Raw genomic sequence first — 23890 nt, 5'->3', positions numbered from 1 at the left:
ACCCTTTCGGGCCCCCGTGCGACATGCTGGTGTGAGCAGCATCGTCATCGATCTCGCGAAGGAGGGGGACGTGGTCACGACCGACCCCGCCTACAGCGAGTTCGTCCATGCCCGTCGGGGCAGTCTCCTGCGCGCCGCGTACCTGCTCTGCGGGGACGCGGCGCTCGCCGAGGACCTGGTCCAGGAGGCCCTCATCGCCCTGGCCGAGCGGTGGGAGTCGGTGGACCACCCCGACGCCTTCGTGCGGCGGGTCATCTACAGACGGCGGGTCTCGTGGTGGCGCCGGTCCCGGCGCGAGACCACCACCGCCTTCCTCCCGGACCCCGGCGTCGACGACGGCAGCGACGTCCGCGCGCGGGACGCGGAGGTCCACGACGTGCTGCGGCTGCTCCCGCCCCGCCAGCGGGCGGCCCTCGTGCTGCGCTACTTCGAGGACCTCACCGAGGCGCAGACCGCCCAGGTGATGGGGGTGGCCACCGGGACGGTCAAGAGCCTGTCCCACCAGGCGGTGACGCGGATGCGCGCCGAGCTCGAGACGAGACGGGTCCAGCAGGCGGACGAGGAGGACAGGCCATGATCGACCGGCACGGTGCCACGGTCCCGTCGCGTGACGAGGCGGCCGACCTCGCGGACGTGCGCGAGGCGCTCGAGCGGGCCGCCAGCCTGCACTTCGACCCGGATCACGACGTGCACGCACACTGGACGGCTGGTCGACGACGCCGCGGCCGCAAGCGTGCCGGAGCGGCGCTGCTCGCAGGAGCGGCCGGGGTCGCGGCGGTGGCCGCCGTCTGGCAGAGCGGGCTCCTGGGCGGTGCCACCGGGCCAGAGCCGACGGTCGCGGCGGTGCCGGACGGCTACACGACCTTCGTCTTCGCGGCCGCGGGTGCGGGGTCGGTGCCGGACGGGTCCCTCGCGGATGCCGGCGAGCCGCGGGTGCCCACCGCGGGAGAGCTCGACGGCACCACGTGGACGCTGGTCGACCAGCTCTGGGAGGACGACCGGTCGGCGGGGGAGATCGTCGGGGCGGACCCTGGCAGCACCGAGCTGCGCTTCGGTGACGGTCAGACGGTGGCCGGCTGGGGCTTCGTGGCGGACGACTGCGGGGGCGGCTGGTTCCAGGAGGAGCTGTCCCTGGCTGGGGACGGGCGGTTCGCGGCCGGTGGCCTCGGGACCGACGACCAGGGCTGCCCGGCCGCCGCCCAGCGGTCCGAGGACTTCTGGATCGACGCGCTCGGAGGGGGCGGCTTCCTGCGCGTGGTGGGGGACGACGAGTGGCTGCTCGTCTCGGTCGAGGCACCGGCGCTCACCGCCGACCCCGCCGAGACGACGGCCCCGGGCACGGACGAGCCCACGACGCCGGTGCCGTCCACGGACGAGCCGTCGCCCGACACCTCCTCGGACGAGCCGACGAGCGGAGGGACCTCGACCGACGAGCCCGACACCGATGCTCAGCTGCCCGGGTTCACGGACCCGGGTGAGCCGGTGGTCAGCCAGGGCTGGCCCGGGGGCGGGGGAGAGCTGTTCGCCCCCACGGTCCGGGCGGGTCGCCACGACGGCTTTGACAGGGTGGTCCTCGACCTCACCGGGACGGGCACGCCCACCTGGCGCGCGGCATACCCGGACGAGCCCCTGCGTGACGGGTCCGGACTCCCGGCAGGGGTGGCGGGGGACTCGGTCCTCGAGGTCGTCGTGTCCGGCATGGCCTACCCGGAGCCGGGTGACCCGGTCTACGACGGCGGTGACTTCGGGCTCGACACCCACACGCTCGGGGCGGTCGTCGAGGTGATCAGGACGCCACCGTTCGAGGGGCAGCTGCAGCTGTTCGTCGGGATGAGCGGTGAGCGGCGCCCCTACCGCGTCTTCCTGCTGCAGGACCCCGCGCGGTTGGTGGTCGACGTCGAGACCGGTGGGTGATCCGGCGGCCAGAGCTCAGGCCGGCTCCGGCTCCTCCGGCGTCTCCTCGCCCGCGGCCTCGTCGCGCTCGGCCCACTCCAGCAGCGGTGCGATGTCGAAGACGGCGTCGTCGATCCCGGCGTGCAGGTCGCCGAGCTCGGCATACCTGGCGGGCATGGTGAGCATCGTGAAGTCGGCGGGGTCGCAGTCGGCCACCTCGTCCCAGCGCAGCGGAGCGGACACCCGTGCGTCGGGGGTGGCGCGCACGGAGTAGGCGGCCGCGATGGTGTGGTCGCGGGCGTTCTGGTTGAAGTCGACGAAGACCTTGCGCGGGTCACGGTCCTTGCGCCACCACGTCGTGGTGGCCTCGTCGGTGCGCCGCTCGACCTCGCGGGCGAACGCGAGCGCGGCCCGGCGCACGTCGGCGAAACCGTGCTCGGGCGGGATCCGGACGTAGACGTGGATGCCCTTGCTGCCGGTGGTCTTGGGCCAGCCCGTCGCGCCGAGCTCGTCGAGGACCTCCCGGGCGATGCCGCAGACCCGCCGCACGGTGGCGAAGTCGCAGTCGTCCCCGGGGTCGAGGTCGATCCGCCACTCGTCGGGCTGCTCGACGTGGCCTCGCCGGCTGTTCCACGGGTGGAACTCCACGCACGACATCTGCACCGACCAGATCACCTGGGCGAGCTCGGTCACGCAGAGCTCGTCCGCGGTGCGGTTCCACCGTGGGAAGGTGATGCGGACGGTCTCCATCCAGTCGGGGGCCCCGTGCGGGAGGCGCTTCTGGTGGACGCGCTCGCCGGCGATGCCCTCCGGGAAGCGGTGCATCATGCACGGGCGCTCCCGGAGGGCGTTGACGATGCCGTCGCCGACGGCCACGTAGTACTGCGCCAGGTCGAGCTTGGTCAGACCCAGCTCCGGGAAGTAGACCCGGTCAGGGTTGCTGATCCGCACCGTCCGCCCGCCGACCTCGAGCTCGGTCGCGGGACTGCTTGCCCTGGCCATGCGGCTCAGCCTAGCGAGGCTGCGGTATGGCGCTCCTGCTCGTCCTCGTCGCGGGCCTCAGGTGCGGGGTCACGCACCAGCAGGGCGATCCCGGCGACCACCACCGCGAGCACGACGCCCACGACCAGCGCCGCCCGGACTCCGCCGTCGAGAGCCTCGACCGCCGGGGCGCCGTCAGCCAGGATCGCGGACTGCCGCCAGGACAGCACGGCGATCGACAGGGCCGTGCCCGCGGCCGCCGCGACCTGCTGGACGCTGCCGATCATGGCGCTGCCGAAGGGGTAGAGGTGCGGCGGGAGCGAGGCCAGGCCGCCGGTGAACATCGGCGTGAACATCAGCGCCAGGCCGATGCTGGCCACGACGTGGCACAGCAGGAAGCTCCACCAGGGCGCTCCGAGCGTGGAGGCGACGAGGCCTGCCAGCGCCACGAGGACCATGAACGCACCCGGGATGACCAGCCGCCGGGCACCGATCCGGTCGAACCACCGGCCGACCCTCGGGCCCATCAGGCCCATGGCGAGCCCGCCAGGCATCAGGAGCAGGCCGGTCTGGAGCACCGACAGCCCGCGGACGTTCTGCAGGTAGAGCGGCAGCAGGATCATCACCCCCATCAGGGCCATGAAGGCGACCGAGCAGAGGGCGACGGCCACGGCATACGGGCGGTGGGAGAGGACCCGCAGGTCCAGCAGCGGGGTGCTGCGGCGCTGCAGGGACAGCTGGCGCCAGACGAAGAGCGCCAGACCCAGGGCGCCGACGACGAGGGCGATCGGTGCGGGCGAGAGGGGTGCCGAGCCGGACCGCGATCCTGCGCCGCCCACCTCGGCCAGGCCGTAGACGAGGGCGCCGAACCCGACCGCGGAGAGCAGCACGCTGAGGCCGTCCAGGCGTGGGCGGGGTCCGGACGGTTCCGGGATGCCGGCGGCGCGCAGGCCGCGGGAGCCGAGCAGGAAGACGGCCAGGGCGATCGGCAGCACCAGGGCGAACAGCCAGCGCCAGCCGAGGAACTGCAGGACGATCCCGGAGACGGCCGGGCCGAGGGCCGGAGCCACCGACATCGCGAGGGTCACGTTGCCCATCACGCGACCGCGCGCGTTCGGCGGGACCAGGGTGAGCAGGGTGGTCATGAGCAGCGGCATCATCACGGCGGTGCCGCTGGCCTGGACCACGCGGCCGATGAGCAGGATGGTGAAGGTCGGCGCCAGCAGGTTGATCGTCGTCCCGAGCAGGAAGAGCGACATCGCCAGCCGGAACGCGCCCCGCGTGCCCAGCCGCTGGAGCAACCACCCGGTCGTGGGGATGACCACGGCCAGGGTCAGCATGAAGCCCGTCGACAGCCACTGGACCGCGCGCTCGTCGACGTGGAGGGAGTCCATGAGCGGGGGCAGGGCGTTGACCAGCACCGTCTCGTTGAGGATGACGACGAAGGCCGCGACGGTCAGCGTCCTCAGCACGGTCAGGGTCGAGGGCGAGAGGGCCTCCGGGGCCGGCGCTGCGTGCGCGGGGGGCTGTGTCATGGGGAGTCTGACCTTGATCGTCGTCGGCGTTCATCGGTGAGGGCGCATCTCGACGTCGAGGTGCTCGAAGGGCCCCGGATGTGGACAGGGCCGAAGGTCCAACGCTGACAGACCTAGACTCCTTCCCACAACCGGTTGACCGCTGAAACGGAGGTGCCTGTGGCCCGTCGCATCCGGGGCGAGGACGTCCAGACCGTCAAGGAGCGCGCCTCGATCGACGAGGTGGTGCGCGGTGCCGGCGTGAACCTGCGCGGCGGGGGAGTGGGCACGCTCAAGGGCCTGTGCCCCTTCCACGACGAGAAGACACCGTCGTTCACGGTGCGCCCCGCGGTGGGCTACTTCCACTGCTTCGGCTGCGGTGAGGGCGGGGACGTCATCGACTTCGTCTCCAAGATCGACCACCTGACCTTCTCCGAGGCCGTGGAGCGGCTCGCCGACCGCCTCGGGATCGTGCTGCGGTATGACGAGTCCGCCGGCCCGGGCGGGCGCGAGGGTCCCCAGGTGCCGGTCGGGCAGCGGACCCGGCTGATGGAGGCGCACCGGGTGGCCGAGGAGTTCTACCACCAGGCGCTCCTGCAGAGCCACGAGGGTCGGGTTGCCCGGGTCTTCCTGCACGACAAGGGTTTCAACGGCAAGCACGCCGCGCAGTTCATGGTGGGCTACTCCCCGCAGTCCGGCCAGGCGCTCACCGACCACCTGCGCGCGAAGGGGTTCACCGAGGAGGAGCTCGTCGTCGGCGGGCTGTCGGCGAAGGGTGGCCGCGGTCTCTACGACCGCTTCCGGGGACGGGTGATGTGGCCGATCCGCTCCATCGCCGGCGACACGGTCGGCTTCGGCGCCCGGCGGCTCTACGACGACGATCGGATCGCCGCGAAGTACCTCAACACCGCCGAGACCCCGATCTACAAGAAGACCGGCGTGCTCTACGGGCTGGACCTGGCCAAGAAGGCGATCTCCACCGAGCGGCGGGCGGTCGTGGTCGAGGGCTACACCGACGTGATGGCGGCGCACCTGTCCGGTGTCGGCACGGCGGTCGCCACCTGCGGCACGGCCTTCGGGACCGACCACATCGCGATCCTGCGGCGCATGCTGCGGGACGAGCCCGGCCGGGCCCCGGCGCGGGTCATCTTCACCTTCGACGGCGACGCCGCTGGTCAGAAGGCCGCGATGAAGGCGTTCGAGCAGGACCACCGGTGGGCGGCGCAGAGCTTCGTGGCCGTGGCGGCCGACGGCCAGGACCCCAACGACCTGTGGCTGAGGGAGGGGGAGGATGCGGTGCGGGCTCTCGTCGACTCCGCGCAGCCGATGTTCGAGTTCGCCGTGCGGACGACCCTCGCGCCCTACGACCTGGGCCTGGCCGGGGAGCGCGTCCAGGCGATGCGTGCCGTCGCGCCGATCCTGGCCGGGATCAAGGACGCGACCCTGCGGCCGGAGTATGTCCGCGACGTGGCCGGCTGGATGGGCGTCGACCCGCAGGCGCTCACCGTCGAGGTCAACCGGGCGCTCCACTCCGAGGACCGTGGTGCTCGCGAGCGGGCGACCGGTCGCGCGGCGGAGCAGGAGCAGGCCGAGGAGCGGCATCCGCCGGTGCCCAGGCCCGACCTGACCGACCCGGTGCAGATGGCCGAGCGCAACCTGCTGCAGGTCGCGCTGCAGTATCCCCTGGCCATCATCGCCGAGGACATGGACGAGCTGGGTCCGGACCAGCTGCGGGCCCCGATGCACCAGGCGGTGTGGCACGCGCTGCGCCAGGTCGGCGGGGTGCGAGCGGCTGCGTCGATGAGCGCCACCCGGTGGAACCAGGCGGTCGTGTCCCAGACCCCGCCCCTCGTGCAGCCGCTGGTCCACGAGCTGGCGGTGGCGCCGCTGCCCACGCGGCTGGACCCCCTCTCGGGCCTGCCCCCCGAGACGTATGTCGACTCGTTGGTGCAGAGGGTGCGCCTCGCCGGGCTCGAGCACCAGATCGCACAGACGATGGGGGCAGCGCGCCGCGCGGGCCCCGGCTCCCCGGAGGCGCGCCGCCTCTCGGAGGAGCTCATGCTGCTGCAGCGGCGGTTCGCTGCGCTCAAGGACGGAAGGACGGACGGATGAGCATGTTCAGGCGACGTGGGGCCGAGGGTGAGCCGGTGGTGACCAAGCCGGAGCGGTCGGCTGACGACGTGCCTCAGGGTGCTCGGGCGCAGCTCGGTCGCGGCGAGCAGCTGCTCGCCAGCGCCCAGGAGGACGCGACGGGCCACTGGCTGCTGCTGACGACCTGGCGGCTGCTGGAGCGGACCGAGGGCGGGGAGACGCAGCTGGAGCGACCCTGGCACGAGGTGGACGCGGGCGCCTGGAACCCGGAGACGTGGATGCTCGCTGCCTCGTTCGTGGACGGCATCGAGGGCCGGCAGTGGTCCCTTCAGCGGCTGACCGGGCCTGGCATGGTGCCGGAGGTGTTCCGCGAGCGGACCTCGGCCAGCGTGGTCCTCGCGCGGGTCGTGGACCTGGGCCCGCGACGGTCGGCGCGGGTGACGGTCCGCAACGACCTGCGCACCCGCGAGCTCGTCGAGCAGGTGCTGCTGGGCCGGGGGAGTCGGCAGGACGACGTGGCGCTCGCGGAGCAGGTGCTCCTGGCGCGGCAGGAGCTGCGGGGCCAGGTGGGCATGGACCCCACGCCCTGAACCGGAAGGACTTGAGACCTCGTCGGGCCGGATTTCAGCGGCGGGCCGACCCTTTGCTACAGTCTGTCCTCGCACACATTCCCCTGTAGCTCAATTGGCAGAGCAGCCGGCTGTTAACCGGCAGGTTGTTGGTTCGAGTCCAACCGGGGGAGCGTGACGAGAGGCCCTCCGACCGGCGCACGAGCAGGTCAGAGGGCCTCTCTTTGCCTTCGGATCGCCACGCTCGCAGTGGTCGCGCGCTGCCGGGGCTGACGGCCACCCGATCGACGGCGCTGCGGGATGCGCCATGATGACCGGATGGGTGCGGCGAGGGAGACATCATCGAGTACGGAGCGTCAGGGGCGCTCCCCTGAACACAGAGCTCTGTCCGTGGGTCTGGGAGTGGTCGGCGCGTTCCAGGTGGCGCTCGCCCTCGGGGCTCCGTGGGGCCGCGCCAGCTATGGCGGTGCTCACCCCGGCGTGCTGCCTGACCGCCTCAGGGTCGTGAGCGCGGGAGCCGCCGCGGTCTACGCCGGGCTCGCCGTGGGGATCACCAGCCATGGCACTCCGGTCAGGGTGCGCCGCCATCTGCTGACCGGCATAGCCGTGCTGATGGGCGTCGGTGCCGTCATGAACGGCCTCTCGCCGTCCAGGCCCGAGAGGGCAGTGTGGGCGCCCACGACCGCCGTGCTGTCAGCCCTGGCCTGGCGGGCTCGCAGAGACTCCTGAGGACGGTGGCCCTCGGTCCGGCACAGTCGGGCGATCCGTCCTGACGACACGCCCGACCAGGACCGACCAGAGCGCGCATGTGCACGCTGGGGCAGACACCACCCGGGTATGCCGCCGGGACAGATCCACCGACACTGGCGGAGCGGTGATGTCAGGTGCACTCCTGCTCGGCGTGCCGGCGACGGAGGGATGCGGCCCGTCGGCGCAGCCGTCAGTCGCGCCCGATGCCGCGGTGGGCGGACCGTGAGACGTCGTCCTCGAGGTTGGTGTGGACGTGTCCCGCAGCGTCCTCCATGACCTGGGCACCGTCGACGGTGCCGGCGCCCAGCGTGCCGGTGTCGGCGTGGACCACGCCGCCGGCCGACCGGCCCCGGCGCCGCTGGCGCGACTCCACCCACTGGGCGATCCGCTGGATCGTGTAGTTGACGACGATGTAGAGGACAGCAGCCACGACATACGCCTGGAGGGGTGCCCCCTTCGCCGAGCCGACGTCACCGGCCGCGCGGGTGAGCTCGGGGTAGAGGATCATCACCGCCAGCGCCGAGTCCTTGAGGATGACGATGACCTGGCTGACCAGGGTGGGCAGCATCGCGCTGAGCGACTGGGGGACCAGGATGATGCGACGGGTCTGCGAGGGGGACAGCCCGATCGACAGCCCGGCCTCGCGCTGGCCCGAGGGCAGCGAGGCGACGCCGTTGCGGATGACCTCGGCGAGCACGGCCGAGTTGTAGAGGACGAGCCCGGTGACCGCGCCGGCGAGCGGGTTCGTGCTGTCCGGCAGCCAGCCGCGGTCGACGAGGAAGTAGAACGCGAAGAGCATCATGATGAGCACGGGCACCCCGCGGAAGAACTCCACGAAGAGGGTGGCGGCCCAGCGCAGCACGGTGATCTCCGACATTCGCGACATCGCGAGCGCCAGGGCGAGCACCATCGAGACCACGATGGCGATGGCGCCCGCCTGGAGCGTCGCGAGCAGTCCCGGCAGCAGGTAGTAGCGCCAGGAGTCGGGCTGCACCACCCAGCTCCACAGCGCCGGCTCGAGCTGCCCCTTGGCCTGGAAGCGCATGAGCACCCAGGCCAGGGCGCCGAGGAGCGCGAGGAGCCCGACGATGGCCAGCATGCGGTGCCTGGCCCGGGCCCGGGGGCCGGGGGCGTCGAAGAGGACGTTGGCGGCGGTCATCGCTTCACCGCCAGGCGGTGCGCGAGGAAGGACGTGGCCAGACCCATCGGCACCGTGAGGATGACGAAGCCGAGCGCGATGAGGCCGAACGCCGTCCAGAGCAGTCCTGGGTCGAACTCCGCGACGTTGCGCATGACCAGTGCCGTCTCGGCGACGCCGATGGCTGCCGCGATCGTGGTGTTCTTGGTCAGCGCGATCAGCGTGTTGCCCAGGGGTGTCACCGCCCCGCGGAACGCCTGGGGCAGGATGATCTCGCGCAGGCTCTGGCTGAACGTCAGCCCGATGGAACGCGCCGCCTCGGCCTGGCCGAGAGGGATGGTGTTGACGCCGGACCGGATGGCCTCGCAGACGAACGCCGCGTGGTAGACCGAGAGCGCGAGGACCGCGAGCCGGAAGTTCTGGGTGGCGATGTAGCCCCCGGGCGCGTCACGCGAGGCGAGCACGAGGCCCAGCACCCCCGACAGGGCGATGCTGCTGAAGATCATGATGAGCGTCAGCGGCGTATTGCGCACGAGCGTCACGTAGGTCGCGCCGAGCTGGCGCAGGATGCCCACCGGGGACAGGCGCATGATCGCCACGAGCGTCCCGATGACGGTGGCGAAGAGCGCCGACCACAGGGTCAGCTTGATCGTCATCCAGAACGCGGCGAGTAGCCCGAACTGCTCGAAAATGGTCTGCATGGGTCTCCGTGGGTCCTGACCCGGAGGGTATGCCGCGCGGCGCGGCATACCCTCCGGTGTCGTCGGGCGGACGAGGTATGGCGTGAAGCCGCGCCTCAGCAGTTGCCGCCGGCCTCCGGCGGGTTCAGCTCCTTGTTGTACTCGTAGCCGGCCTCGCCGAGGTTGTCGGAGATGATCTGCTCCATCGTGCCGTCCTCCCAGAGGCCGTTGAGGATCTCGTTGATCTCCTCGCACTGCTCGGAGTCCTTGGGCAGGCCCACGCCGTAGTTCTCCGTGGAGAAGGTGCCGCCGACCAGCTTGAGCTTGCCCTTGTAGGTGTCCTGGGCGGCGTAGCCGGCGAGGATCGCGTCGTCGGTGGTCAGCGCGTCCAGGGTGCCGTTGGCCACCTGGGCGGCGCACTCGGAGTAGGTGCCGTACTCCTGGAGCTCGACCCCGGGGATCTCCTCCTTGATCTTCTCCGCGGAGGTGGACCCCGTGACCGAGCAGAGGAGCTTGCCGTCGAGCGAGTCGTCCAGACCGGTGATGTCCGAGTCGGCGCCCACGAGCAGGCTCTGGCCTGCGACGAAGTACGGGCCGGCGAAGGAGACCTCGGCCTTGCGCTTGTCGGTGATGGAGTAGGTCGCGAAGATCATGTCGACCTGACCGGTCTTGAGCAGCTGCTCGCGCTGCGGGGAGGGGGCCTGGACCCAGGTGATCTTGTCCTCGGCCACGCCCAGACCCTCGGCGACCTTCTTGGCCACCTCGACGTCCATGCCGGTGTAGTTCTCGCCGTCCTTGAGGCCCAGGCCGGGCTGGTCGAACTTGATGCCGATCTTCAGGCCGTCGCCGTCGGCGCCGGCGCCGTCGCCGTCGCTGCCGCAGGCGGACAGGGCCAGGGCCGCGGCGGCCGCCACGGCGGCGATGCGGAAGGAAGTGCTCATCTGCTGGATCTCCTTGGTGAGGTGTTTCAGTGGGTGAGGATCTTGCCCAGGAAGTCCTTGGCCCGGGCCGAGCGGGGGTGGGTGAAGAACTCCTCGGGGGTGTTCTCCTCCACGATGGCGCCGTCAGCCATGAAGACGACCCGGTCCGCGGCCTTGCGGGCGAAGCCCATCTCGTGGGTGACGACGATCATCGTCATCCCGCTGTGGGCCAGCTGGGTCATGACGTCCAGGACCTCGTTGATCATCTCCGGGTCGAGCGCAGAGGTGGGCTCGTCGAAGAGCATCACGGTCGGCTCCATGGCCAACGAGCGGGCGATCGCCACGCGCTGCTGCTGTCCGCCGGAGAGCTGCGCGGGGTACTTCGCGGCCTGGTGCTCCACGCCGACCCTCTTCAGCAGCTCCATCGCCCTGTCCTTGGCCGCGGCCGTCTTCAGGCCCCGGACCTTCGTCGGGCCCAGGGTGACGTTCTCGAGGATCGTCTTGTGCGCGAACAGGTTGAAGGACTGGAAGACCATGCCGACGTCGGCGCGCAGCCTGGCCAGGTCCTTGCCCTCCTGCGGCAGCTCCTTGCCCGCGATGGTGATCCGTCCGGACTCGAAGGTCTCGAGCCGGTTGATCGTCCGGCAGAGCGTCGACTTGCCCGAGCCCGACGGCCCGATCACCACGACCACCTCACCCTCGTGCACGGTGAGGTTGATGTCCTTGAGCACGTGCAGGTCGCCGAAGTGCTTGTTGACGTTCTCGAGAACGACGAGCGGGCGGTCCGGGGTACGGCGGGGACCGTCGTTGGTGTCCGTCATGCCTCGAACCTTAAACGTATAGGGGCGCGGACGTGCAAGCTTTGCGCGTGTTGTCACCGCATCGTGACCAAAGATCTGGTGGGCCAGCAGGGGCTTGAACCCTGGACCGACGGATTATGAGTCCAACACGGCTGATCCTGTCCTGTCGGTCAGGAGCCTAGCCCGTCGGCTTCAAGCGGCATCAGGAACTCCGCCCTGCGATCGAATCCGGGTTGGTTCTCGGCAGTGGCGTAGCAAAGCGATAGCAGGCCCGTCTTGACATGTGATGTCTCCAGGCTGGCGTGCACGCCCGGGTGCGCGGCCCGCTAGAAGACCCACTTGATGCGTGAAGCACAGGCTTAGGAAGTGACGGCCCCGCGCCTACCGTATTCACTCATGCGGCGGGCTTGCCAAGACGTGGAACGACTGTGCCCAGGCTGCGTCGGCTTGGCCGTTCAGCGTTGCTCTCCATTCGTACCTTTGGCCAGCGACCAGCGGTAGCCCCCCGCTGACGTTCAGCGTCAGGGGCAGCCGAACCGCGGCACCTCGTGGCATCCCCGGAGGTCGTCCAGCCTGTGCAGTGGCGTCCAGCGTCAGGGGCTGATCACCGAACGGCCCGGGCACTGTGACGAGGTGTCCGTCCGCATCGACAAGTTCGATGTGTAGCGCGATGTCCCGGTTCGTTTCATCCCAGTCAACGTCGAGCAACACGACGAGCGCCATCGGAGAGGTCGGCGTGCCGATGGCAGTCCATCCGAGACCAAGGGCGTGCACCTTGCCCTGTGCCTCTTGCGCCGAGTCGGCCAGAAGTAAGGTCAGTTTCACGCTGGCACGTGCAGTCGAACGGTGTGATGCACGGGCGTGTACCTCATGGGTACGGGCGTCAATGTGGTGGTCGTGGTCCCTCGGGAGAGGGAGGGGGCTGCGCTCATCAGCAGCACTGTGAGGGGCTCCTGAGCGAGGTTGCGAGTCCAGTCCACGTCGAGGTACACCTTGCGTCCGTCGATCTCCACGACGCGTGCCATGTAGACCATCTCGTCTTCACGGGCGTCGGCGAGGACCTCGTCGCCGACCTGCACCTCACCTTGGATCCTGCGCATGCTGGCAACCACCAGCCCGTCGTGGGCTCGAGCATTGAAGTCCACTGGGATGCGGATCATCGTGCCTTCCTCTCCTCGGCTGGCCTGGGGTTAGGCTTCGGCCCATCGAAGCAGTCGATGAAGACCTGCGCCTGTAACTCTGTCATCGGAACCTGAAAATACACATGGTAGTGATTGGGCTGCTCGCCGTCAGCCACCTCGTGGCGGATCTCGAAACCAGCCGCACGGAGGTCGCCCGCCCGTGCGGTCTGGACCTGCCCATGCCGCAGGTCAGCCGTCCGGCAGATTCGGAGCAACAGGTCGCTCTGGTCCTCCGTGGGGCTGGCCTGGCCCGCATACACCGACAACACCGCGACACCATCCGACTCTATTGCGTCCTCGACCCGGTCTGCCACCGACGAGGCATCACGAGCGATGCCACCCCTCACGACGAGGGCGTCGTCGGCGAGCGTCATGTGGACACCGTAACGGGATGTCTGATCGGGTGCAGGGGCGTGGGGGGTCCAAGCGACCGCCGAGTCAGCGAGAGTGCTCGACGAGCCCTGCACCACCACGTTGGCTGTCCTATGTTCGGGAACCGCTCACACCTGGCATCACTCCACCCTGCAGGCCGCTCAGACTCTCTCCAACGGCCCGATCCCATGGCTCAGCCGGTACGTCAGCACAGTCAACATGTTGTCAAAGCCTGGACGACACATGCAACGCTGAGCTAATGCGCCAGGGCCGACGCCTCTGGTGATCCGCAACTTTGTGACACTCAGCGCGGTGCTTTCCGCAGGTCTCTGCAGTTACTGCGGCGTCCGTCCGCCGGGTCGCACCGCCATGCCACAGACCTGCAACGGCGACTGACATCTCGCACCCATCATCTGCGTCCCCCTATGTTCTCGCGGGCGCACGCGATTGGGGACCGCAAGAAACGCAGGTCTGACTTGAGTCGTCGGCTTACGAGTCTGAGGCTCCCCTGTCTATCAGGGGCACTCACCGGGAAGCGGCGAATCGCAGGCTATGTCGACATCCTCCATCAGGGGATCTGGACTAGACACTATGACCCCGAAGGACATAGCCGCGGCCACGAGGCACATCACCCCGTACCCACGAATCCCTACCCACACCTTGCTTCCATCGGTCTGACCTACCTGCGCGAATGAGATGAGTGGGTACTGCAACAGGATGAGTCCACCGAGGATGTTGACCGGCCGCCATTGCGCCCTTTCCATCCACACTGGGTAGATCGGATTGAAAAGGATTGCCAGGAGCAGTAACACGGGGGAGGCCATCAAGAGCCAGGATCGTCGACCCTCGCCGTCCGCCTGGCTCGCCTGCCACCCATCCCAAACCACAAGCAGGCTGACGACCATGACCATCCAACGTAACCCGAGGTAGTAATCGGAGTTCAAAGGCAGGACCGCAGCGAGGAGCATTATCCCGGTTAAGACGGCTAGGAGCTTCACCACCCTGTTCGGCGGCCGATCATCGGGCGAGTCGGCACTCAAGGGGTCGCTTAAGTGGCGATGCTGCTCGGCGCTATTCATTCTCGGAGTGTGCTGTTGCTCCTGGCCGTGCCGGCGGGCCGACTCCGTGTCCTGCCGGTCGTGGCGCTGCCCCTGAGACACGTCAGGGCCCGGGACCGCAGCGCGCCCAGCCGTGTTAACGGTCGTAGAGTGCTTCGGACTGGTGTGCTGAGTCCACTGCCGACCATCCCAGAACCGCATGCTGCCGGTGTCCAGCGGGTCGTCGTACCACCCTGCGTGCGGGAATTGCGGAGTCACCGGGTCACCTCCTCTAGCCACGATCCACCGATCACCCAGTTAGAGAAGCCCGGCGTCGCTCGTTCCCCGACGGAGGCAAGACACGCTTGGTAGATCTCCGCGACGGTGTGCCGGGCTCCAGGATGTGAACCAACCCGCGTCAAGGCAGCATCCCCCTCCATAGGGCGGACCCTACACGCCTGGGGGCCACGCCACTCCCGGTACCCGATGACCTTCTTACCTCAGTAGAGTGACGCCGCTGGGGACGAGTAAAGGGGTCAGAAGGGGGTCGGATGCCGGGGCCTGGCGTTGCGTAGAGTCACAGGCATGAAGCAGCTAGATGACGTGTGGTTCGACCGCGATCTGCCGGTCCTACGAGAAGTGGCGCGCCGTATCGACGGCGGCGAGCCCACGCCCACCGTGACATCGGTTGCAGAGTCGTTGAGCATGGAAGTTGACGTGGTCCAACTCGCAGCGAAGGCGCTCGAGAGGCGCGGCTACGTGGGCACCCTTGGCACCGCCGGTCGCGCCGTCCTGAGGTTCAAGGACCTATCTGGATCTGCCTATCTCGTGACTGGGCTGCACCCCAGCGGCGATGACTTCAGGGAGCGCTTAGTGAGCATCCTGGAAGGCCTCGCCGAGCGGGCCGACAACGAGGACGATGCCTCAGCACTTCGAAAGACGGCCACGCAGTTTGGCGTTCTCTCCCGCGACGCGCTCGCCGGTCTCGCAGCGTCCATGGCTACTGCGGGAATCTTGGGCTGACCCTCAAGACGGGCAAGCGATGCCGTGGCTTCATGTGCAGCCAGAATGGACGCTGGTCTTGCATGCTGCCAGGTTCACGCCCGTCCTGAAGGGTGGCCAAGGGGCTTCTCCGCGCAGGCATGGGAGGAGGGCCTGCACCAAGCGGGGAATTCGGGCTAGGACACTCGGATTACCTATCCGTTCCATGACTCATTTACGCAGGTCAAAGGGGTAGTGCTAACACTGCGCTACCAGCAGCTGTCGCCGACTCGTGGCGTGTTACGGCACGCTGCGATCCTCCGAACCAACGTTGTTCATCCGTTGAGTGTCTCTCACCCGCAGACGAGGGAGTCCATCTACGACGGCCATCGTCTCCAAGCTCACGGCAACAATCCGAGCCAACAAATTCAGGATGTATCGGGGGTCGCCGACCTCACGTGCCCAGTCGTTGGGGTCGTTCACGATACCGGAGTCCTTGTCGGTACTAACCTGGTAGCGATCGATGATCCACTCGATCGCCGAGCGGGATCCGAGAAGGTATCTATAGGCGCCCTCTGGAATTCCGCTCAGTGTGATTCTCGAGTTATAGATGATCGAGGACCGGTCGGCTACGTGCTTCTTGGTCGCTGGATCGTGCCGCTTGTCGAAGCGCATTTTCTCCACACGAAAGAAGTCGTATGCAGCCTCGCCGTCCGGCGCGGGAATGTCGAGCCCTTCCAGCCGGTGGGGTGCGATGCTCTCGTATCCGAGGTGCAGCTCGAACAGTCGCCGGCCGGCGTCGACGTATGGCGAGGGGTCGGTCACAAGCGGGATGCGCGGCAAGGATTTTTTCAAGTCTGCTTGGTAGTTCTCCCGATAGTCGGGAGAGTGCAGGATCCCGTAGCAGTAGAAGAAAATGTCGTCCTTGCTGATCGTGTCACCGTAAGTGCCTCTGAACAGAGTGAGCGCGTCGTCCGTGATGTTGTCGATCCTGCGATATCCGTCGATGATCTCCCCGTCATCGCTATCGAGACTAAGGAGGCCGCCGTCCTCGACGGCCTCGTACCGCCAGCGGGCAAAGAACTGTCCGGCGTTCGAGCCGTAGAGGGCTAGATCCGGAATCGAGTCAGTCGCTAGGACAGAGAAAGGTTTCGAGGAACCGGGGTTGACCGCGTAAAAACCAATATTGGAGTGCCGGGCCGTCGGAAAGAAGCGCGGAACTTGACCGGAGATGTGGATCAGGCCGCGGTTGAAATTAACATGCTGACGAAAGAAGGGGCGGTACATGGCCGTGGCCACAAAGCCTTCATGGTTCAGGGGGCGAAGCGCGGCGAGTCGATTCTTCAGGCTGAGCGTCCACGAGATATGGCGCGGATCCGTGTCGATGAAACCGGCGACCAGTTCCTTCGGTCTTTTAGCATTGCCTTGAACGTGCTGTTCGAAACCTTTCACCTGTCGATTGAATGCGTCGATCGTCCGATCGATGTTGTCAGCGAGGCGCTCACGGTCCGATTGGTAGACCCACGCATCGCGGCCGGACTCGAGGCCACGGCCGTAAAGACCGAATATTGCTGGACCGTCGGTATCGAGATCGTGCTTGACGCCGAGGGGCAGGAATGACTCGAACTGGCTACTGCGTTGGTTTAGCCAGTCGCCGTGCTCGTTGGGAGTGATGAGCTGCACGTCCGTAAGGCTCTTTACCGAGCGCGCTTCAGAGACGGCGCGAATCTTCTGGCCCGCCGACAGGCCGTCCCCGACTTGGGAATAGTGGATCTGCGCCGGCCCGGACCTAGCCGGGTCCTTTACGAAGACAGTAATGGCGATCGTTGCCCGTGAGCCGCCCTTGCTGCTCTTCATCTCTTGGCCAGACGGGCCCCAGCCAGCGAACTCGAAGACTGGCCTGCCCTCTGCGCGACCTGCCTCGCCAGCAACGCGTCCGTTTCCGCGGAGATTGTAGATGTGGATGTCGCTAAACTCAGTAGCCAGGCTCTGTCGCATTTGGCTGCCCACGTTCGAATCAAGCCAGCCTCCGTTCGTGACGTAGGCAATCACGCCGCGCTCCCCGAGTCGAAGAGTTGCCCACCGGATGGCACGGATGTAGGCGTCATACAGCGAGTTGTTTCCCCCTCGGCCTCGTTTGGATGAATAAGCGTCCGCGATTGCCGCATCGAGGCCCGGGTACCTTACATTCGGGTTGTTGTCATTCGCGGAGTCCTGTCCGGCCGAGTAAGGCGGGTTGCCAACGATCACGGTGATCGGTAGTGCTCGCTGCCGGGCAATGCGCTTGCTGGTGGCGGGGAAAACGGTCAGGGCATCGGTGTCATTATCCTCGTAAGACTGGAAAGTGTCGGTCAGTACTAGGCCGGGGAAGGGCTGGTAGGCGGCCTTGTTGTCGAGGTGCCCGCGGACGATGTCTTGGTAGGTGGTCTCGATGTTGACGGCGGCGATGTAGTAGGCCAGTAGAAGAATCTCGTTGGCATGAAGCTCGGTCGAATACTTGCGCGCCAGGTCGTGCGGATGGATCAGCCCGAGCTGGAGGAGACGAACCATGAACGTCCCGGTCCCCGTGAACCCATCGAGGATGTGCACGCCCTCGTCACTCAGCCCTTGGTCGAAGTGCTCACGGAGTGCGTCGTCGGCCGACCGAAGGATGAAGTCGACGATTTCGACCGGCGTGTAGACGATGCCGAGCCGGTCGACAGTCTTGGCGAACGCGGTGGCGAAGAAGGTGTCGTAGAGCTGGACGATGAGCTTCTGCCGGCCCTCTGCGCTGTCCACTCCCTGGACCCGCATGCGAACGGAGTCGTAGAACTTTTCAAGGGAGTGGTTCTCGTCGTCAATGTTGTGCTCATCTAAAGCGGCCAGCATCGACTCCATCGTCTGGGCGACGGGGTTGTGCTCGGTGAACGCGTAGCCCGCGAAGAGGGCCTCGAACACGGGCCGGGTGATGAGGTGCTGAGCAAGCATGTCGACGGCGTCGTCGCGGGTGATGCCCTCGTTCAGGATCCCGCGCAGGCCATGCAAAAACGTGTCGAACTCTTTGGTGACCTTGTAGTCGCCACCGTCGAGGAGGGCGGTGATGCGGGTGGTGTGCCGGGAGGCGATGTCGGCGATGTCCTTCGCCCACTCGTGCCAGTAGCGGCGGGAGCCGACCTTGGCGACGATTTTGGCGTAGATTGCGTCACGCCACTCGTCCAGAAACGCCAAGGGGAGCACTCCCTGCCCACCGCTACTCTCGCGGTCACGGTCCTCAGCACCGGGGACGCCGATGACGTTGACCTTTTCGTCACGGGCCTTGACCAGTTCGATGCGGTTTACCATCGCGTTGAATCGCTCGTCGTGGGCGCGCAGCGCCTGCAGGACTTCCCAGACAACCGCGTACTTCTTGTTATCGCGCAGGGCCTCCTCGGCGGTCATCCCCGCGGGGATGCCGATCGGCAGGATTATGTACCCGAATTCTTTGCCGGGTGCCTTGCGCATCACCCGGCCCACCGACTGGACGATGTCGACCACGGACTTGCGCGGAGACAGGAACATCACCGCGTCCAGTGCCGGTACGTCCACTCCTTCTGACAGACATCGGGCGTTTGTCAGAATTCGGCAGGTACCGTCGGGGACGGGCGCCCGCAGCCAGTCCAGGCGGGTGTTGCGTTCCAGCGCATTGAACGAGCCGTCTACGTGCCTGATCTCGCACGCCAACACCGGCTCCCCGGTCTCTCCATCCTCGAGGTAGTGCGCCGCAGCATACTGTTCAACCGTCTGGGCGAAGAGGGACTCAATCTGCTTGGAGTCCTTGATCGTTCCGGCGAACGCGACGGCTCGCTGCATGGGGGCCGGATCCGACGCGAATGAGTGTTCGGCTGAGCCACGCTTGGCCAGCCCGTTCCAACAGCCGACAATCTTCGCAGCGTCGTCCAAGCGCAACTCGTTGCCGTCGTCTGCTAGCTGCAGTTGGAAGGTACGCGACACGCTGGCCTCGTCGACCGCCAGCACGAGAACCTTGTAGTCGGTTAACAAGTCCTTGGACACCGCCTCTCCGAAGGAGAGCCGGTGCAACTCGGGCCCGTAGATGGACTCGTCGTCCATCGACGCGAGGACTGCGCTGGCCTGGCCCGCCTTGGCCTTGCTGCTGTCGTCGTAGAGGCGCGGGGTCGCCGTCATGTAGAGCCGCTTGCGACCCTTCAAGTAGGAGTCGTCATGGACACGGACGAAGGCTGACTCGTCTTCCCCTGCAAGGGTGACACCAGTGGTTCGGTGCGCTTCATCGCAGACGATTAGGTCGAACGAAGCCAGTTCACCCTGCGACTGGGCCTGGGCGATCACGTCGATCGATTGATACGTGGAGAACACCACCGTCATCGATGAGTCGTCCCCTAGCGCCTGGTTGAGCCGGGCTTCGAGCACCGCGACGTTGGTTGTAGACGGCAGCGCCAGGTCCACGGCCGAGATGTCCTCATCCGTGGCCTTGGAACGGGCGGTGGCTTTGCGGTCCGAGCACACCGCGATTGGGGTCAACGGCAGTTCGGCCTCGGTGGCCCACTCCCGAAGCGTCTGAGACAGCAGACTGATTGAGGGCACCAGGAACAGCACCGAGCCGCCAGCACCCACCAACCTCTCGGACAAGCGCAGCGAGGTGAACGTCTTGCCCGTCCCGCAGGCCATGATCAGTTTGCCCCGGTCACCTGTGGTCAGGCCTGCGCTGACCGCTTCGACCGCCTCGCGCTGGTGCGGGCGCAGGCGCTTGCGATCGCTGACCGTCAACTCCTCCGGCGCGGACCAGGTGAACTGGCCCCAGTCCACGCCCGATGCCTCCAGGTCGGCCAACCCGATGCGCCGCACGGGGATCTGCTGCCCTTGCAGCGCGTCCTCTGCGTGTGCGTTCCACTTCTCTGTGGTGGAGACGATGATTCGCTGGTTGAAGCCTTGCTTCCCCGAGGCGGAGAGGAAGGAGTCGATGTCGTGCTTCCCGATCGTGGAGGTCGGTGCGTAGAACTTGCACTGGATCGCGACGTTGCCACCCGTCAATCGGTCCACGGCGACCAAGTCGATGCCGGTGTCATGCTTTCCGTCTCGGCCGGGCCAGTCCTGCCACAACCACACGTCACTGAACTGGTCGGCGAACACAGGGTCGGTGCGCAGGTAGGAGAGCATTAGCCGTTCGAGCTTGCTCCCCTTGTCGGCCTCAGACGTAGCTGCGCCCCTCAGCTCCTCGAGGACCTCGTAGATCGTCGTCGACATGGGTGAATCCTGCCCCACGGGCTCCTGGCGCCAGCGGCGGGGTCCAACGAGGGCAGTGCGACGACCGCCGGCAGGACTCATTGTCAGACGACGTTCCGATCTTTCGCGATCTTGTGGAAGATGGCTTTGGGATGTGCACGCTCCCACATGGACTCTGCCAGCGCCTCTTCCGGAGTGGACAGCGTTCCCAGTCCCTCCTCTAGCCACTCCAAGAGCGCCTCCTCGTTGTCGCGGAGCGCGAGCCAGTCCGCAGCTGGCACATCGTCCGTCGCGGCTGCCTGTGACGCCGGGTCCACGACGGCCCGTGGCCGCCTGCTGTTGGCGGAATGATCGATGATCTGGTCAGTGTGACCTGTTGACTGATCTGGTGGGGGGGTCTCAGGCCCCCCTTCCCGTGCACCACGACCCCCCTTCGGCCGCATTGCCGCCCCCCTTGCTGCACGTGCGCCCTCCTGTGCCTCATCAACCGCAGTCGCGGTGAGGTGTTCCGGGATGGTGAGCTGGTAGGTGTTGGCCTGCCGGTAGGCCACGGAGTTGCCGCCGCGGTAAGTGACCTTCAACCAACCCTGCTCTTCGAGGACCTTGACACTCCTGCGTGCCGTGCGTTCGTCAACGCAGGCGTCCGCGGCCAGGCGCTCGTTGCCAGGGTAAGCATTGCCTCCGGTCTCGTCAGCGTAGGTAGAGATGGACATGAGGACGCGGTACTGGGCGTGAGTCAGGGCCGATGCTCCGCGAAGGTACTTCTGCCAGATGAACTTGTTGAACTTCGACATGGGGGTTCCTTAATAGGAGCGCCCCACCCCTTCGTCAGGGGTGGGGCGCTACGGGGGCGATCAGGCGACTTCCTGCAGCCGGACATGGACTGTGCCCCGCCACAGGCGAACCACGGACCCGTGCCGACTAGCCCTGGAGGACGTGGTGAAGCCGACGGGCTCGATGTACTTCGCCTTCAACATGGCCTGCGTGAGCGCACCCCACGAGCTCGGGTGCTGGGGCTCCCACACGCAATACGGCGGCTGGCGGAGCGCATCGATGGTGAACGTGGCACCCGAGACCGCCAGGTCAACGAGGGCGCGCTCGGCACAGTCCCGCCACCACGGGTCGGGGTGGGCGTTGAAGGGAAGAACAGTGTCAGTCATGGGTTTCTCCTAGAGGTATGGCTGGTTGAGCGGTTGCAGGGATGGTGGGGAGGTCGGGCTACGGGTCCGTGGCTGTCGCTTCGATGCCGACCAGGGCCAGCAACTTGGGCACCGGGACGAGGAGGCGCCGACCGCCCAGGCGGAGGGTCGGGAGGTTTCCGGACGCAGCGGCGCGGTAAGCGGCGTCACGTCCGATGCCGAGGAAGGCGCCCGCCTCAGGAATGGAACAGGTCGCCCGCCCGTGCAGCGTTGCGGCCTGTGCGTGGGCGCTCACACCGCCTCCGGGAGGGGAGCGGCGGGAAAGATGTCCCTGACGGCCACGCCGAGGCGGCGGGCGATGCGCACCCTCGTCAGGGGCGCCGGGGTGCGCTGTCCGTGCTCCAAACGGCACACGTAGCCCTTGGAGAGCCCGGTCAAGTCGGCGACCTCATCGAGCGTCAGGCGGTTCCGCTCGCGCCAGTCACGCAGCGGACGGTTCTTGCTGGTAGTCATGGTTCCTCATCGGTTTCGATTACTGCAGGTGACCCGTTCGGTGTTCCGAACGGATGACACTGTTGTAGACCACGTTGATTGGTCTTGTCAACCGGACAGATGAGATGTACCTTGTTGGACGTGACTGAGGCAACGGACGTGGAACCGGAAGGCGGCCTGCCCATCGGCGCCCTCGTAGGGCGCAACGTGGCACGGCTGCGAGCGGAGCGAAGGTGGACGCAGATCGAGCTGCGGGAGAGGTGGGTGCAGGTGGGCTTGGCATGGCCACGCCCGAAGCTGTCGGCTCTGGAGTCGGGTCGTCGAGACGCCGTCTCCTTGGGGGAGCTCGTCCTCATGGCGATCGCCTTCCAGGAGCCTCTGACGGAGTTGGTGCGTTACGACGGCCCAGGCGATCGAGAGATCGCCTTGTCCCCGGCTTCAAGTCAAGTGACCGCAGAGGCCCTGGCGAGCCTGTTCGGAGGGAGTCCACCCACCGGGGCCGAAGTCCTGGTGTTCGGACCCGAGGAAGGCGACGCCTCGCTCGTCAAGCTCGGAACTCCCGTGCAAGCGGACGTTGAGCTTGCTGTCCGCTTGGGCGTCCCTCCCCAAGAGGTCATCCAGACTGCGATGAGGCTGTTCAGTGGCAACTCGCTTCATCAAGAACGAGATGCCCGCGCCGAGTCGCTGCTTGAGCTGAAGGGCTCCGACGCTGATCCCCGGGCCTACCGAGGCCATGTGACGCGTGAACTGTCCGCTCAGGTGGAGAAGAGTCTGCGCGACAGGGGGATCCTGTCGTGAGCGCCGAGGCCAAGATGCGCGACGGCATCATCCAGCGAGGCAAGACCTGGTCGTATGTCGTGCGCGAGCGAGACCCCCAGACGGGCAAGACAAAGCCGCGCTGGGTAGGGGGGTTTCCAACCCGCACCGCCGCCAAGAAGGCTCGCGATGCCGCCCGGCACGCCGTAAACCGTGGAACGTACGTGCCTCCTGCAGCCCTGACCGTAGGGGAGTGGCTTGATACCTGGATGGAGGCACATGCCGTCTCGCTGAAGCCGTCCACGGCGGCGTCCTATCGGGCCAACATCGAGCGCTATCTGCAGCCACACCTGCGGCACGAGCGCCTGCAGTCACTGTCGCCGTCCCGGCTGTCAACCGTCTTCCGGGAGCTCTACGAGCGCGGAGGCAAGGGCGGAAGGCCGCTGTCCGCCAGGACGGTCGAGTTCGCCAGGGCGGTGCTACGAAAGGCTCTCGACGACGCCGTGACCGAACGCGTTCTCGAAGTGAACCCCGTGGTGGGCACAAAGCGACCCAAGGTCGATAAGCCGAAGCACACCGTCTGGGATGGCGAGCAACTACGGGCCTTCGTCCGTCACGTCGAGGACCAGGGTGACAGGTTCGCCGCGCTATGGATCCTCGCCGCCGGCACAGGCATGCGTCGAGGTGAACTCCTCGCGCTGCGCTGGGATCAGGTCGACCTCGAAGGTGGGGTGGTGCACGTCGAGCGGTCCGTGACGCAGGTCGGCAAGGAGCTGCACTACGGCACCCCGAAGAACCACGAGCGCCGCTCCGTGGCGATCGACGGACAGACCTTGGCCGCGCTGCGTGCCTGGCGCAAGTCGCAGGCCGCTGAGCGGCTGGAGTGGGGCCCTGCATACCTCGACGCCGAGGGCCTGGTCTTCACCTGGGAGAACGGCTCCCCGGTGCTCGGCGACTACGCCTCCAAGCAGTTTGTCCGCGCCCAGGCCGGCGCGGAACTGCCGAGGCTCACGCTGCACGAGGTGCGCCACACGCATGCCAGCATCCTGCTGCGCGAGGGCGTGCCGGTGCACGTCGTCTCGGCTCGCCTCGGTCACAAGGATGCGAGCGTGACGCTGAACGTCTACGCCCACCACATCCCGGAGGACCACACCCGCGTCCTGGACGTGTTCAGCAGGGCGGTGTGGGGCGCATGAGCGCGCTCGTTAGCGGATCGTTAGCACGCCGCACGGTTGTGCGAGGACAGAGGAAGTCCCCGCAGGCCGTTGACCTGCGGGGACCCGGGTGGGCCAGCAGGGGCTTGAACCCTGGACCGACGGATTATGAGTCCGCTGCTCTGACCGGCTGAGCTACTGGCCCCGACCCGCCATCCTAACGGG

21 protein-coding genes, 2 tRNA genes and 1 pseudogene are annotated in these 23890 nt (G+C 67.3%); 9 read left to right on the top strand and 15 right to left on the bottom strand.

What is annotated here, in order from left to right; all coding sequences use genetic code 11:
- Window positions 1–31 precede the first annotated feature (31 nt).
- A complete protein-coding gene (locus tag IEV65_RS08180; RefSeq protein ID WP_229735094.1) occupies window positions 32–577 on the top strand; it encodes a SigE family RNA polymerase sigma factor in 546 nt (181 codons plus the stop codon).
- Entirely contained in the window at window positions 574–1914 is a 1341-nt protein-coding gene (locus IEV65_RS08175) for an AMIN-like domain-containing (lipo)protein (RefSeq protein WP_188429728.1), read from the top strand. Before IEV65_RS08180 ends, IEV65_RS08175 begins: the two co-directional genes overlap by 4 nt.
- Window positions 1915–1929: 15 nt before the next feature.
- Here the strand turns inward: IEV65_RS08175 and ligD are convergent, their stop codons facing one another.
- Both ligD and IEV65_RS08165 read right to left on the bottom strand, forming a co-directional pair.
- Complete coding sequence (gene ligD / locus IEV65_RS08170; protein WP_188429726.1) at window positions 1930–2895, bottom strand: non-homologous end-joining DNA ligase; 966 nt, start codon at window positions 2893–2895, stop codon at window positions 1930–1932.
- Between the two features lie 5 nt (window positions 2896–2900).
- Window positions 2901–4409 carry a DHA2 family efflux MFS transporter permease subunit gene (locus tag IEV65_RS08165; RefSeq protein ID WP_188429724.1) on the bottom strand — a complete coding sequence of 503 codons (1509 nt, stop codon included), beginning with the start codon at window positions 4407–4409 and terminating at the stop codon, window positions 2901–2903.
- A gap of 159 nt (window positions 4410–4568) precedes the next feature.
- Between IEV65_RS08165 and dnaG the strand changes: the two genes are divergently transcribed.
- The 4 genes from dnaG (at window position 4569) to IEV65_RS08145 (ending at window position 7777) form a co-directional block, all read left to right on the top strand.
- Window positions 4569–6500 carry a DNA primase gene (dnaG, locus tag IEV65_RS08160; RefSeq protein WP_188429722.1) on the top strand — a complete coding sequence of 644 codons (1932 nt, stop codon included), beginning with the start codon at window positions 4569–4571 and terminating at the stop codon, window positions 6498–6500.
- Window positions 6497–7069 carry a hypothetical protein gene (locus tag IEV65_RS08155; RefSeq protein ID WP_188429720.1) on the top strand — a complete coding sequence of 191 codons (573 nt, stop codon included), beginning with the start codon at window positions 6497–6499 and terminating at the stop codon, window positions 7067–7069. The genes dnaG and IEV65_RS08155 overlap by 4 nt, the downstream gene beginning before the upstream one ends.
- Before the next feature lie 79 nt (window positions 7070–7148).
- A tRNA-Asn gene (locus tag IEV65_RS08150) sits at window positions 7149–7221 on the top strand.
- A gap of 217 nt (window positions 7222–7438) precedes the next feature.
- Window positions 7439–7777, top strand: a complete 339-nt coding sequence (locus IEV65_RS08145; RefSeq protein ID WP_229735093.1) for a hypothetical protein — start codon at window positions 7439–7441, stop codon at window positions 7775–7777.
- Between the two features lie 211 nt (window positions 7778–7988).
- On the opposite strand, the gene IEV65_RS08140 is transcribed toward IEV65_RS08145, so the two are convergent.
- From IEV65_RS08140 to IEV65_RS15965, 9 genes and pseudogenes are all read right to left on the bottom strand, one after another.
- Entirely contained in the window at window positions 7989–8957 is a 969-nt protein-coding gene (locus IEV65_RS08140) for an amino acid ABC transporter permease (protein ID WP_188429718.1), read from the bottom strand.
- On the bottom strand, window positions 8954–9637 hold the full coding sequence (locus IEV65_RS08135; protein WP_188429717.1) for an amino acid ABC transporter permease: 684 nt from the start codon (window positions 9635–9637) through the stop codon (window positions 8954–8956). Before IEV65_RS08135 ends, IEV65_RS08140 begins: the two co-directional genes overlap by 4 nt.
- Window positions 9638–9732: 95 nt before the next feature.
- The gene (locus IEV65_RS08130; RefSeq protein WP_188429715.1) at window positions 9733–10557 is read right to left on the bottom strand and encodes a glutamate ABC transporter substrate-binding protein; all 825 of its coding nucleotides are present in this window, start codon (window positions 10555–10557) and stop codon (window positions 9733–9735) included.
- A 26-nt stretch (window positions 10558–10583) separates the two neighbouring features.
- Complete coding sequence (locus tag IEV65_RS08125) at window positions 10584–11357, bottom strand: amino acid ABC transporter ATP-binding protein (protein ID WP_188429713.1); 774 nt, start codon at window positions 11355–11357, stop codon at window positions 10584–10586.
- A gap of 369 nt (window positions 11358–11726) precedes the next feature.
- Window positions 11727–12161, bottom strand: coding sequence for a DUF6941 family protein (locus IEV65_RS08120; protein WP_188429711.1), 435 nt, complete (start codon window positions 12159–12161; stop codon window positions 11727–11729).
- Window positions 12158–12496: a hypothetical protein gene (locus tag IEV65_RS08115; protein ID WP_188429709.1), complete on the bottom strand. Its 339-nt coding sequence runs from the start codon at window positions 12494–12496 to the stop codon at window positions 12158–12160. Before IEV65_RS08115 ends, IEV65_RS08120 begins: the two co-directional genes overlap by 4 nt.
- Window positions 12493–12891, bottom strand: a complete 399-nt coding sequence (locus IEV65_RS08110) for a hypothetical protein (RefSeq protein ID WP_188429707.1) — start codon at window positions 12889–12891, stop codon at window positions 12493–12495. Before IEV65_RS08110 ends, IEV65_RS08115 begins: the two co-directional genes overlap by 4 nt.
- Window positions 12892–13404: 513 nt before the next feature.
- Window positions 13405–13968, bottom strand: a complete 564-nt coding sequence (locus IEV65_RS08105) for a DUF6804 family protein (protein ID WP_229735092.1) — start codon at window positions 13966–13968, stop codon at window positions 13405–13407.
- 135 nt (window positions 13969–14103) lie between these two features.
- Window positions 14104–14205, bottom strand: a pseudogene (locus tag IEV65_RS15965) (DUF2510 domain-containing protein); the annotation flags it as partial.
- A 306-nt stretch (window positions 14206–14511) separates the two neighbouring features.
- Here IEV65_RS15965 and IEV65_RS08100 point away from each other — a divergent pair.
- Entirely contained in the window at window positions 14512–14949 is a 438-nt protein-coding gene (locus tag IEV65_RS08100; RefSeq protein ID WP_188429703.1) for a hypothetical protein, read from the top strand.
- A 258-nt stretch (window positions 14950–15207) separates the two neighbouring features.
- Here the strand turns inward: IEV65_RS08100 and IEV65_RS08095 are convergent, their stop codons facing one another.
- From IEV65_RS08095 to IEV65_RS08085, 3 genes are all read right to left on the bottom strand, one after another.
- Window positions 15208–20145, bottom strand: a complete 4938-nt coding sequence (locus tag IEV65_RS08095) for a DEAD/DEAH box helicase (RefSeq protein WP_188429701.1) — start codon at window positions 20143–20145, stop codon at window positions 15208–15210.
- 83 nt (window positions 20146–20228) lie between these two features.
- Complete coding sequence (locus IEV65_RS08090; RefSeq protein WP_188429700.1) at window positions 20229–20918, bottom strand: helix-turn-helix domain-containing protein; 690 nt, start codon at window positions 20916–20918, stop codon at window positions 20229–20231.
- A 636-nt stretch (window positions 20919–21554) separates the two neighbouring features.
- Window positions 21555–21776 (bottom strand): helix-turn-helix domain-containing protein, encoded by a 222-nt coding sequence (locus IEV65_RS08085; protein WP_188429698.1) that lies wholly within the window; start codon window positions 21774–21776, stop codon window positions 21555–21557.
- Between the two features lie 120 nt (window positions 21777–21896).
- On the opposite strand from IEV65_RS08085, the gene IEV65_RS08080 reads away from it, so the two are divergent.
- Window positions 21897–22553 carry a helix-turn-helix transcriptional regulator gene (locus tag IEV65_RS08080; RefSeq protein ID WP_188429696.1) on the top strand — a complete coding sequence of 219 codons (657 nt, stop codon included), beginning with the start codon at window positions 21897–21899 and terminating at the stop codon, window positions 22551–22553.
- Entirely contained in the window at window positions 22550–23707 is a 1158-nt protein-coding gene (locus IEV65_RS08075; RefSeq protein WP_229735091.1) for a site-specific integrase, read from the top strand. The genes IEV65_RS08080 and IEV65_RS08075 overlap by 4 nt, the downstream gene beginning before the upstream one ends.
- A gap of 89 nt (window positions 23708–23796) precedes the next feature.
- On the opposite strand, the gene IEV65_RS08070 is transcribed toward IEV65_RS08075, so the two are convergent.
- A tRNA-Ile gene (locus tag IEV65_RS08070) sits at window positions 23797–23870 on the bottom strand.
- Between the last annotated feature and the right edge of the window lie 20 nt (window positions 23871–23890).

The sequence above is a fragment of the Ornithinimicrobium tianjinense genome, assembly GCF_014636495.1.
GTDB classification, from domain to species: domain Bacteria; phylum Actinomycetota; class Actinomycetes; order Actinomycetales; family Dermatophilaceae; genus Ornithinicoccus; species Ornithinicoccus tianjinensis.
Note: the sequence above shows the minus strand (reverse complement) of the source record. Positions and strands in the feature narration are given on the sequence as shown.